The sequence below is a fragment of the uncultured Chloroflexus sp. genome (assembly GCF_937951745.1).
Classification (GTDB): Bacteria; Chloroflexota; Chloroflexia; order Chloroflexales; family Chloroflexaceae; genus Chloroflexus.
This window is the reverse complement of record NZ_CALFBQ010000080.1, coordinates 1-10842: the sequence shown is the minus strand read 5'-3', so window position 1 is coordinate 10842 and position 10842 is coordinate 1. Positions and strand designations below refer to the sequence as shown.

The window sequence follows — 10842 nt, the reverse complement described above, 5'->3', positions numbered from 1 at the left end:
AGCCGCCCGCCCGCGCCGAGCCGCCCACCCGCGCCGAGCCGCCCGCCCGCGCCGAGCCGCCCGCCCGCGCCGAGCCGCCCGCCCGCGCCGAGCCGCCCGCCCGCGCCGCCCGCGCCAGCGGCAATGCACGTAACCGATACAGCCGGCCACCCGAACGGACACCGGTGCGTAATCAACCTGATCGCTCGCCGCCAGCGCAGCCGGTCAACCCACCGCCGACCGAAGAGCCAACCACGCCCGACGCCGAAGCGATACTGGCCCGTCTGCGCCAACGTCGCTCGCGCGCCGAACCCGCCGCACCGGCTACGCCGCAACCAACCGCTAGCGCCCCGCCGCCCGAACCGCGTTTCCAGCCCGGCGACCGGATCATCTGTATGCCGTATGGAGCCGGTAAAGTGCGCTTCAGCATGTTCAGCGGCGATCGCGAAATCCTCTTGGTTGAGTTTGACGAGTATGGTGAACTGCGCATTGATCCCTCAGTCAACATTGTCCGCCGCCTCCCGCCAGAGGAGCCTGATCACGATGAGTAGCAGCTATGTCCAATCCTGTCACACTTTACCTGCCGCTCTTGACCCATACCGACCCGCTTGTGCGCCGGCAAGCCACCACTATTCTGCTTACCCACTATGGCAACCGCGCCCTTACCTACCTGCGCCGCTTACTCGACGATCCGGCGCTGAGTGAACAAGCGCGCGCAGCCTTAACCAACATCAGAGACATTACCGGTCTACGGGTCGAGCTTCGCCCATTCCGTGGCATCTACGTGCGCTGCCTTGGCGATTTCCAAGTCTTTATTGACAGCCGCCCAATCGAACCGGATCAATGGGGGCAAAGTGATGGCGGGAAGGCTGGCGGGCGCAAGGTGCAAGGCATCTTCGCCTATCTGGTGCATTGCGGCGCCAGCGGGGCCACGCGCAGCGAGATTGCGGCGGCCATTTGGGGCGGCGCGGCCAGCGCAAGCAGCATAGCCCGTACCCTGACCGCCTTGCGACAAGTGCTACATCAATGCGGCGGCAGTGATCTCGCCACGCATCTACTCCATACCAATCGGCAACGCTGCGCGCTCAACAGCGATCTATACCGCAGCGATGCCGATCTGTTGGAACGGACATTCGATCTCGCCGTCAAAACCGCTGATGAACAGGGCCTTGATGCGGCGCTCTCGTCTTACCAATACGTGCTAGATCTGTACGACGGGCAGTACATGGATGGAATTGCCGGCTCGCAGCAGTGGGCCGCCGAACGGCGAGCGAGCCTGCTCAGCAAGGCGGTGCTATCCGGCGAACGGCTGGCCGCCCATGCTTACGCTACCGGTAACGATCAGCAATGTTTGCACTACTGCCAGCGCGTCTTAAGCCTCGAACCGCGAGCAGCCGCCGTGGTAAACTGGCACTTGCGCGCCAGCCACCGGCTCGGCTTGCCGGTAGAGATGCAGCGCGTCTACCAGCGCTACCTTGCCGCCGCCGGCATCAACCCCCGCCGCAAACGCGACGACCCAGTTGTGCAGCTCTACCACGAATTAGCGGAGTAGAGCGATGAAGAGCCGCGTCGCCGCTACGATCCGGCTAGCCTGCCTTGCAGTTCAGCGACACGAGTGCGGAACTCGTCGCTCACCGGCACACTACGACCGGCAGCGTAATCGTAGGCCACCAACACCGATTGCGCCGTCGCGATCAGCGCGCCATCGCCAAGGCGGGCAATTGCGTAATCCATGGTAAAACTCTTGCCACCAATCCGGCTAACCCGCACGCCCACCAGCAACTCATCGCCAAAATGGGCCGGCGCTTTGTAACGAATCGTCAGTTCAGCCAGAATAATACCCAACCGATCGAGTGAACCACTCACCAAACGCTGATAATATGCGATCCGAGCCGATTCGAGATACGTCGCATAGACCGCATTATTGACGTGACCAAGCGCATCAAGATCACGAAAGCGCACTTCAATCGGGTAATGAAACGGATATTCGGCCAGCACTGCCGGCACCGGACGAGTCATGCACTTACTCCTCGTATCACTCTTAATTTCCCAACACCTACCCGGTTACTCTCTGGTATAATGGCGCACAACAAACACCGACCTGCTCATGTCCATCCCAACCCCTTCCAAAACCATGACTGACAAGGAAACAGATATGTCAGCAAATAAAGGCACTATCTTCATCATCGATGATGATCTCGGGCTCCAGAGTATCTTATCATTGGCCCTTCGCAATGCCGGCTACGATGTTGTATTAGCCCGTGACGGTCTTGAAGGGCTGCGAATGCTTGAAAACCTCTCACCCAGTCTCGTGTTAAGCGACATCATGATGCCCAACATGGATGGCGTCGAGACGTTCCAGCGCATCAAAGAACGTCTGCAAGACGATGGCATTCCCATTATTCTCATGACGGCACTCAGCCGCAAGCCATGGTTTGCCGATCTTGAGGCTGAAGGCGCTGTCATTATTCAAAAACCGTTCGAGATATCGCATCTCGTCGATCTTATTGAGCGGACGCTGAGCTAAGCGCGGCAAAATGCGGGCGCAGTCGCGTATACGTCTCTTCCAGCGCTTCAGGGATCAGCTTGGTATCACCAATGATCGGCATAAAGTTGGTATCGCCGTTCCAGCGCGGCACAATATGCATATGCAGATGATCGGCGATCCCAGCGCCGGCCACACGCCCCAAATTCATGCCAAGGTTGAAGCCGTGCGGTGCATACTCACCCTGTATGATGGCAACGCACTGTTGCGTTAAGGTAAACAATTCCCCGGCAACGCTACTATCAAGCATCGTAAGATCGGCAACGTGCAGATACGGCACCACCATCAGGTGGGCCGTGTTGTAGGGATAAATATTCATCACCACAAAGCAGTGCTGGCCGCGGTAGAGCACGAACCGCTCACCATCGCTGGCGCTATTGGCAGCAGCCATCACGCAGAACACGCATCCCTCATCAGTTTCACCGCGCTTGATATACCGCATGCGCCACGGCGTATATTTGATCTCCATCACGACTCCTGCACGTTTGCGCGCAAAAAGGCTTCGATAAACGGATCAATATCGCCATCGAGCACAGCTTGGACGTTGCTCGTCTCATAATCGGTGCGATGATCTTTGACCAGCGTTGAGGGGTGGAGGTAATAAGTGCGCATCTGATTCCCGAACGCCGCCTCACGGTACTCACCGCGCAACCGAGCCCGTTCTTCCGCCTGCCGCTGCAATTCGCGTTCGAGCAGGCGGGCGCGCAAAACGCGCAGCGCCATTTCGCGGTTCTGAATCTGCGATCGTTCGTTCTGACACACGACCACAATTCCTGTTGGTAAGTGCGTAATCCGCACCGCCGAGTCGGTGGTATTGACTCCCTGACCGCCATGACCGCCGCTGCGAAAAACATCGATCCGCAGGTCTTCTGGCTTGATCTCCACCTCCGGCGCATCGTCCACTTCTGGCATTACCTCGACGCGGGCAAAGCTTGTTTGGCGGGTATGGGCCGCATTAAAGGGGGAGAGCCGGATCAAGCGATGCACACCGGCTTCGGCGCGGGCATAGCCGTAGGCATACGGGCCACGAATCTCGATGGTTGCACTTTTGATTCCTGCCTCTTCGCCTTCACTTATGTCGATCAGATTGACGGTATAACCACGCCGTTCCGCCCAACGGGTATACATGCGCAACAGCATCGCCGCCCAATCTTGGGCATCGGTGCCACCCATCCCGGCCTGGATCGAAAGAAAGGCATCGCGGTCATCGTAGGGGCCGCTAAGCAACACCTCTAGCTCGCGCTGTTCGACCTCGCGCTGAATAGCGCGCAATTCGGCGGTCAGATCACTGGCCAGCGACTCGTCACCTTCTAACTCGGCCAGCTCGATCAGCTCAGCGAGGCTTGTGATCCGGCGCTCAAGATCGTTCCACAGCGTGACCTCCTCCTTCAAACGGGTCAGCCGCTGCATAATCTCTTGCGCCGCGCGTGGCGTATTCCACAAATCGGGATCGGCGGCGCGTGTTTCGAGCTGTTCGATCTCGGCTTGCTTGGCCGCTAAGTCAAAGATGCCCCCGCAGATTGGCAAACCGCTCGCGGACTGTTTCGAGTTCGTCGTGTAATTCGGTTAACATGATCGCTCCTTAGATGGAAGGTTCCCATCACGTGCGGACATAGCAGCGCTATGTCCCTGCTTTCCCTATGGTACCACAGCTTCGCCTGCCGTATAATAAGTGAAGGCTTCACGTTGAAGAAAGCGGTGCAACGATGCGGTATCTCGCGTTGATAGCCGGAATGATGCTGGCGCTGTGGGGTGCGCCGCTACACGCGCAGAGCAACGCGCTCTATTTTGTCGCCACCGGCCAGCGGCTTGATGACACCTACGGTTTTCTCAGGGTTTGGCGGACCAGCGACGGGCCGCTCACCCTCGGCCAACCGATCAGCGCCCCCTTCCGCGACGGCGAGTTGACGGTGCAATATTTCGAGCGCGGCCGGCTCGAGTTGCATCCGGCTCACAACAATGCGGTGTTACGCGGCCGGGTCGGGGCCGAGTACGCTGCTGCACTGGGCCGCTCGTTCCCCCAACCCACCCTTGCCATCCGTAACGCTCCCGGTCGCCGCTTTTTCGCCGAGACTGGCTACACGCTTGGGCCGCCCTTCCTCGCTTTCTGGGAAGCCCACGGCGCGATCGATGTCTTTGGCCTGCCGATCAGCGAACCGCGCTGGGAATATGTTGGCGGCGCGTTGCGGCAGGTACAGTACTTTGAACGGGCCCGGCTTGAAGTCGATCCGCGTCCCGCCGATCTGGCGAATGCGGTGCGGATCAGCGACTTAGGCCGCGACCTCGCTCGCCTACGCGGCATTGACCTCAGTCCAGTCGCTGCCGGTCAGGCGCTGCCGGTTGATGCCAACGGCCAACCCCAAACGACGCCGCCTGTACCAGCCCCAGCCGCCACGCCTACCCCGGCACCGGCAGCCAGACCGCCGGCTCCCAAACCTACCCAACCGGTCACCCGCACCACCGGCGACAAGCTGATTATCGTTGATCTGAGCGACCAATGGCTCTACGCGCTCGACGGCGACCGCATCGTCTTCGACGCGCCAGTTTCAACCGGACGGGACGGCTTCAACACGCCGGTCGGCTCATTCACCATCTACGCCAAAGTGCGCGAACAGACGATGCGTGGCTGCGCTGGTGGCGAATGCTGGGTCGTGCCCCGCGTCCCGCACGCGATGTATATCGTCGGCGGTGTCGCGCTGCACGGCACCTACTGGCACAACCAATTTGGCACCGGCGTGCGCCGCAGCCACGGCTGCATCAATTTGCCGCTCAAAGCGGCGGCATGGCTCTACGAATGGGCGCCGGTGGGCACGTCGGTGGTAGTGCGGCGGTAAACATATTGCCCCTCTCCCGCGCAACGAGAGAGGGGCTGGGGATGAGAGCTACTCAACCACGAGGGTCATCACTGTCTGCCACGCACCCACATTACCGGCGTTATCAATCGGCTTTACCCGTAACAGATACGTACCGGGCGCCAACGGCGGCACCGTTACGTTTGGATCGCTTACAAACCACTCGCTCTCGCCGTTTGGATCAGGGCCAAGGTACAGCCGATACCCGGCCACACCTGACAACGGATCGCTTGCTGCCAACCATACCAACGTCATCGGTTGATCGCGAGCAATCGTGAGGGTTTGCGGCGTTACCGTCAACACCGGTGGCGAGATGTCATACCCGACCGGCCCATAACTCGCCAAGGTTTGGCGGCCATCAGGCCCCCACGCCCGCACATAGAGCGTATGCCACCCCTCACCTATGTCAGCCAAGCGAGCGTAGCCATCGTAAGCGCCGGGGAACATCGGCGCATCAGCCGGTGGCTCAACATCCCACGCTTGGCTCAGCCCGCCGCCACCCCACGCCACGCGAAAATCGATCTGGTGATCAACGTTATACCATCCCGCCGGCAACACCGCGCTGGTAAACGTCACCACCGGGTCTTGCAGCGACATTGCCACCAACACCTTGCCGCCGTGCTGATTGCAGCCACCGATTTCCGGCAAATCGTAACCCTCGGCGAACTTCAGCGGCACTGACTGCCGTCCGCTCCAGCCATTCGCGCCGGCAGTGTAGGCCGTAAAGTGCAAATGGGGAATACCCGGTGAACCACGATCACCTGCATACCCAAGCACCTCACCAACTGCAAACGCATACCCGCGTTCGGTCGTTACTGGTCGGCTGAGATGGGTATACATTGTAAAAAAGTTATTGCCATGGGCGAGAATAATCGTGCCGCTACGTGCTTCCCAATGCCACAGTGTACCAGATGCCGCCGCGCGAATCGGCGCGTTATAGGTAGGGCCATTCACCTGTGCCAAATCGAGTGAATAGCGATCCCAGCCAGTGTGAGTACCGCAAGCGTATCCCTGAATAATTCGCCATGGTTCGCCGGGTGGCGTGGGAAGGACGAGGATGGGGGCAGCGACGACGGGAAGTGGTTGGGTAACGATCACGAGCATTACGGCGAACAACCAGCTTAACGCAAATAGAGCGCGACGCCGGTGCGTCGAATGCATCATCATGCAGTTGTTCCTCCGGGCGTTGCTCAAACTAGGAGCAAACGCCATTCAACGCGGAATCAGGCCGCCGCACTGCATGTGCGACGGTAGAACAGGACGAACATGGTCCTGTCGCGGAGTGCTGTGTCATATACAACAAGGTATATGACAAATATTGCCAATATCATCTTCGATATGGCACGGCGGCAAGATACCACGAGTCGGCACAATAGTCAAATGCGACACAGAAGGAGCACGCGGCTGATTCCCCCATCCGTCAAGGCACAGACGAGAAATCGTAGAATGTGAAGGGTAAGCCTGCTGTACCCTTACACCCCGACCTCGCGCACCGCCCTCATAGCCTGACAGGGGCAAAAACCCACCACCTGTGCAAGAGTAGAGTATAATACTCCAATCCTACGGAGAATCATTGCTAGCAAGACGACTACCAACTACGCTCGCTATGGATATCCAAACTCTCGAAACTTGGCTATGGGATGCGGCGTGCGTCATTCGCGGCCCGTTGGACGCACCCAAGTTCAAAGATTACATCCTGCCGCTGATTTTCCTCAAGCGCCTTTCAGATGTGTTCGACGATGAGATCAAGCGCCGCGCGCAGGAATTTGGCGGGGAAAAGACTTTGCTCCACTTGCTGGAGCAGGAACGCCAGAGCGGGCATGTGAGCCTTGTGCGCTTTTTTATCCCCGAACACGCCCGCTGGGAGGCGATCCGCCGGCGGACGAGCGGCCTAGGGCAGTATCTAACCGACGCGGTGCGTGCCGTGGCGCGCGAGAATCCATCCTTGGCCGGGGTGATTGACATGGTGGATTTCAACGCCACCGCCGCCGGTCAACGCATCATCTCCGATGAGCACCTGGCGGCGCTGATCGAGGTGCTCTCGCGCCATCGGTTGGGGCTGTACGACGTGGAGCCGGATATCCTCGGCCGCGCCTATGAGTACCTCTTGCGCAAATTCGCCGAGGGACAGGGACAATCGGCCGGCGAGTTCTACACCCCGCGCGAGGTCGGCGTGCTCATGGCGCGCCTGCTGGAGCCAGAGCCGGGGATGACGGTCTATGACCCGGCCTGCGGTTCGGGTGGACTGCTCATCAAGTGCCACCTGCGGCTGGTGAAGAGGTACAGGTACAGTAAGGGCGAAAAATCTTTCGCCCCGGTGGGCGAAAAATCTTTCGCCCCGATGGGCGAAAAATCTTTCGCCCCAACGCTGCCATCGGAAATCGCCCCGCTGCGCATCTTCGGGCAGGAGATCAACCCGGCCACCTTCGCTATGGCGCGCATGAACGCCGTCATCCACGACATCGAGGCCGACATCCGTCTCGGCGATACGATGCGCCAGCCCGCCTTTTGCGACACCGCCGGGCGCTTACAGACCTTTGACCTGATCACCGCCAACCCGATGTGGAATCAAAAGTTTGCGCAGGAACTCTACGAGAACGACCCGTTTGAGCGTTTTCGTTACGGGGCGCCGCCTTCCTCCAGCGCCGACTGGGGCTGGCTGCAACACATGCTGGCCTCGCTCAATGAACGCGGCCGCATGGCGGTGGTGCTGGATACGGGCGCGGTCAGCCGCGGCAGCGGCAACCAAGGCTCGAACCGCGAGCGCGACATCCGCAAGAAGTTTGTGGATGCCGACCTGATCAAGGCGGTGATTCTCTTGCCCGAAAATCTTTTCTATAACACCACTGCGCCAGGTGTCATTCTCGTCGTGAACCGCCAGAAGCGTCACCCCGGCCAAATCCTGCTTATCAATGCTAGCCAGCAATTCGCCAAAGGGCGCCCCAAGAATTACCTAGCCGAGGAGCAAATTGAGACGATTGCGGCAATCTATCACGCTTGGGAAGCGCGGGAGGGTCTTTCCGCCATCATTACGCGCGAAGAAGCGGCGCGCAACGATTACAACCTTTCCCCCAGCCGCTACGTGAGCGTGAACGGCAAGGAGGAGGTCCTGCCGCCGGAGGAGGCGCTGGTGCGGCTGGAGGAGGCCGAGGAGGAACGCGCCGAAGCCGAGCGCGCTTTGCGCGAGGTGCTCTTCAGTTTAGGACTAAATTAGAGAGCCTACTATGAACCTAGCTATTCCTATCCATGAATCGGAGCTTAAGGAGTTCTGCCAGCGTTACCGCGTGAAACGGCTTTCCTTGTTTGGTTCAGTGCTGCGCGAGGATTTCAATCCGCAAAGCGATGTGGACGTACTGGTGGAGTTTGAGGCGGATGCTGCCGTGGGTTTTCTCACCTTAAGCCGCATGGCGCGGGAGCTCTCTGAAGTGTTCGGCAGGCCGGTGGACCTTGTCCCTAGGGAGGGCCTCAAGCTTGCCATACGCGACGCTGTACTGCGCGAAGAACAGGTGATCTATGCGACCTGAACGCCTGTACCTAACCGATATGGTGGAAGCGGCGGATGCCATTGAGCGGTTTCTGAGAGGAATCAGCTCAGCCGACTTCATGCAGGATGAATTGAGGCAAAGCGCTGTGCTGCAGAAACTTATCGTCATCGGCGAAGCAGCAGCACGCTTACCTAAGCGCTATACCGACCAGTACCAGGACATCCCCTGGCCCGACATCGTCGCCTTCCGCAACCTGGCTGTGCACGAGTATTTTGCGGTTGACTGGCGCATTGTTTGGGTCACGGCGACTCAAGACGTGCCGCTGCTGAGACAACAAATCGTCCGTCTGCTGGAGGAGCTGAGAGATGGCGAATGAAATTGAGAACCCGCCCGACGGCTTCCAGATGACCGAACTCAGCCCCCTGCCTGAGGAGTGGCAGGTGGTGAGGTTGGGGGAGGTTTGTAGCCTATCAACCAGATCAGTCAATCCCACAGACTTACCGAGTATGCGTTACGTGGGTCTTGAACACATTGAGAAAAGTGGGGGTATTCCAGAGAAGTCAAAAGTCTAAAGTCGGTTTTTGAGCCAGGTGACATAGAGAGCACAGAGAGAATCTCTGTGGAATCTGTGCTCTCTGTGGTGAACCACAACAAACTCGCCGAAGCAATTCTGCAGCGCTTTCGCGATAAAGAGCAACGCGAAGCCTTCTACCGCTTCTTCCGCGAACTGGAAGAACTCTATGAAATCCTCTCGCCCGACACTTTCTTGCGCCCATACCTAGAGGATTACCAACGCCTGCTAGAGATGTACCGCCTGCTGTGCGCCGCTTACGAGCCGCACGTCCAAGTGGACAAATCCTTCTTGCGCAAGACTGCCGAAATCGTCCAGCAGCACAGTCACGTTGGCGCCATTCGCGAACCGCAAGCGACCTACGAACTGGGGCCGGCAGCACTGCTGAACCTACTGCGTGCGGAAAAAACCTGAAACGGTCAAAGTCTTCAACTTGCTCAAAGAATTGCACCATTTGGTGGACGAACAGGGGAGCACCGCGCCCCACCTGCTCTCAATTGGCGAGCGTGCCGAGGAAATCCGCCGCCGATTTGAGGAACGCCAAATCGAATCAGAGCAAGCGCTGCGTGAACTAGAGGAGCTGGTGCGGCAACTCCAAGAGGCTGAAGAAGAACGCCGCAGCAAGATGGGCGATCTGTCCGGTCGCCCCTACGCGCCGCAGGCCTTCGCCGTCGAGTGGTGGCTGCGCACTCATCGAATTGACCCTAGGCAGGCGCTTCGGGTGGCGCAAGCGATGGAAACCGCCTTTGCTGAATTCCCTCATTGGATGAGCGACCGCCGACAGGAGAGCGACCTGCGCGCCTTGCTCTATCGCGCCTTGCTGGACATCGGCGTTCGGGAGGTTGATGTCGTCCCCTGGGCCAATGCCATCCTGAACCTGCTGCGGAGGGCCGCCGAATGAGAAAAGCGGCTGCGCCTCAGTGGGAGCTGCTGGAACATGCGGTGCCGCGCGACCTGTTCCGAGCAGAGGTCGAGGCTTGGGCGAGGCGGATCGGTGTCAGGCCGCGCGAGGTGCGCATCCGCGCCCTGAAGCGCAAATGGGCCAGTTGCTCCTCAAGAGGCTGCCTCACATTCGATGAGGCGTTGTTGCGCCAACCGGCCGCCTTTCGTCGCGAGGTGATCGTCCACGAGCTGTTACATCTCAAAGTGCCCAATCACGGCCGGCTGTTCAAGGTGCTGCTGAAAGCCTACTTGCAGATGCAATAAAAGGCAACATGGGCAGGCGAAGGCGCTGCCTTCAGCCTGCCCATGCGCCTATTCAAACGGGCGTGTCAGCGCAGCAGGAAGGTGGAGTACAACCCGACCAGCAGGAAGAAGCCGAACCACGCGCCCAACATGCCGGTGGCGACTTTGCCCAGCCGCTCCACGCGCGCCGACACTTGCCCATCCTTGCTGGCGTTGGCCTGATAC

11 protein-coding genes and 2 pseudogenes are annotated in these 10842 nt (G+C 59.4%); 9 read left to right on the top strand and 4 right to left on the bottom strand.

Annotated elements, in window-relative coordinates; all coding sequences use genetic code 11:
• Positions 1-530 (top strand): annotated as a pseudogene (locus Q1A59_RS16830) (helicase); the annotation flags it as partial.
• A 5-nt stretch (positions 531-535) separates the two neighbouring features.
• Positions 536-1531, top strand: a complete 996-nt coding sequence (locus tag Q1A59_RS16825) for a bacterial transcriptional activator domain-containing protein (protein WP_299645274.1) — start codon at positions 536-538, stop codon at positions 1529-1531.
• A gap of 23 nt (positions 1532-1554) precedes the next feature.
• Here Q1A59_RS16825 and Q1A59_RS16820 read toward each other — a convergent pair whose 3' ends face one another.
• The gene (locus Q1A59_RS16820; RefSeq protein WP_298483256.1) at positions 1555-1998 is read right to left on the bottom strand and encodes a thioesterase family protein; all 444 of its coding nucleotides are present in this window, start codon (positions 1996-1998) and stop codon (positions 1555-1557) included.
• Between the two features lie 136 nt (positions 1999-2134).
• On the opposite strand from Q1A59_RS16820, the gene Q1A59_RS16815 reads away from it, so the two are divergent.
• Positions 2135-2506: a response regulator gene (locus Q1A59_RS16815; RefSeq protein WP_298406532.1), complete on the top strand. Its 372-nt coding sequence runs from the start codon at positions 2135-2137 to the stop codon at positions 2504-2506.
• Here Q1A59_RS16815 and Q1A59_RS16810 read toward each other — a convergent pair.
• Both Q1A59_RS16810 and prfB read right to left on the bottom strand, forming a co-directional pair.
• A complete protein-coding gene (locus Q1A59_RS16810; RefSeq protein ID WP_298406531.1) occupies positions 2484-2993 on the bottom strand; it encodes an HIT domain-containing protein in 510 nt (169 codons plus the stop codon). The two genes, Q1A59_RS16815 and Q1A59_RS16810, sit on opposite strands and share 23 nt — an antisense overlap.
• A protein-coding gene (gene prfB, locus Q1A59_RS16805; protein WP_298406530.1) for a peptide chain release factor 2 occupies positions 2993-4097 on the bottom strand; the annotation gives its coding sequence in 2 pieces (ribosomal slippage) (positions 2993-4027 and positions 4029-4097; 1104 coding nt in all). The genes Q1A59_RS16810 and prfB overlap by 1 nt, the downstream gene beginning before the upstream one ends.
• 133 nt (positions 4098-4230) lie before the next feature.
• On the opposite strand from prfB, the gene Q1A59_RS16800 reads away from it, so the two are divergent.
• Positions 4231-5358, top strand: a complete 1128-nt coding sequence (locus Q1A59_RS16800) for a L,D-transpeptidase (protein WP_299645273.1) — start codon at positions 4231-4233, stop codon at positions 5356-5358.
• A 48-nt stretch (positions 5359-5406) separates the two neighbouring features.
• Here Q1A59_RS16800 and Q1A59_RS16795 read toward each other — a convergent pair whose 3' ends face one another.
• Positions 5407-6543 carry a peptidoglycan DD-metalloendopeptidase family protein gene (locus tag Q1A59_RS16795; RefSeq protein WP_298406528.1) on the bottom strand — a complete coding sequence of 379 codons (1137 nt, stop codon included), beginning with the start codon at positions 6541-6543 and terminating at the stop codon, positions 5407-5409.
• 439 nt (positions 6544-6982) lie between these two features.
• On the opposite strand from Q1A59_RS16795, the gene Q1A59_RS16790 reads away from it, so the two are divergent.
• From Q1A59_RS16790 to Q1A59_RS16765, 5 genes and pseudogenes are all read left to right on the top strand, one after another.
• The gene (locus Q1A59_RS16790) at positions 6983-8590 is read left to right on the top strand and encodes a type I restriction-modification system subunit M (RefSeq protein WP_299645272.1); all 1608 of its coding nucleotides are present in this window, start codon (positions 6983-6985) and stop codon (positions 8588-8590) included.
• A gap of 10 nt (positions 8591-8600) precedes the next feature.
• Positions 8601-8900, top strand: a complete 300-nt coding sequence (locus Q1A59_RS16785) for a nucleotidyltransferase family protein (protein ID WP_299041678.1) — start codon at positions 8601-8603, stop codon at positions 8898-8900.
• The gene (locus Q1A59_RS16780; protein WP_299645271.1) at positions 8890-9237 is read left to right on the top strand and encodes a DUF86 domain-containing protein; all 348 of its coding nucleotides are present in this window, start codon (positions 8890-8892) and stop codon (positions 9235-9237) included. The genes Q1A59_RS16785 and Q1A59_RS16780 overlap by 11 nt, the downstream gene beginning before the upstream one ends.
• A 273-nt stretch (positions 9238-9510) precedes the next feature.
• Positions 9511-10333 (top strand): annotated as a pseudogene (locus Q1A59_RS18190) (type I restriction endonuclease subunit R); the annotation flags it as partial.
• Positions 10330-10638 (top strand): M48 family metallopeptidase, encoded by a 309-nt coding sequence (locus tag Q1A59_RS16765; RefSeq protein ID WP_299645268.1) that lies wholly within the window; start codon positions 10330-10332, stop codon positions 10636-10638. The pseudogene Q1A59_RS18190 and the gene Q1A59_RS16765, both read left to right, overlap by 4 nt.
• Positions 10639-10842 lie beyond the last annotated feature (204 nt).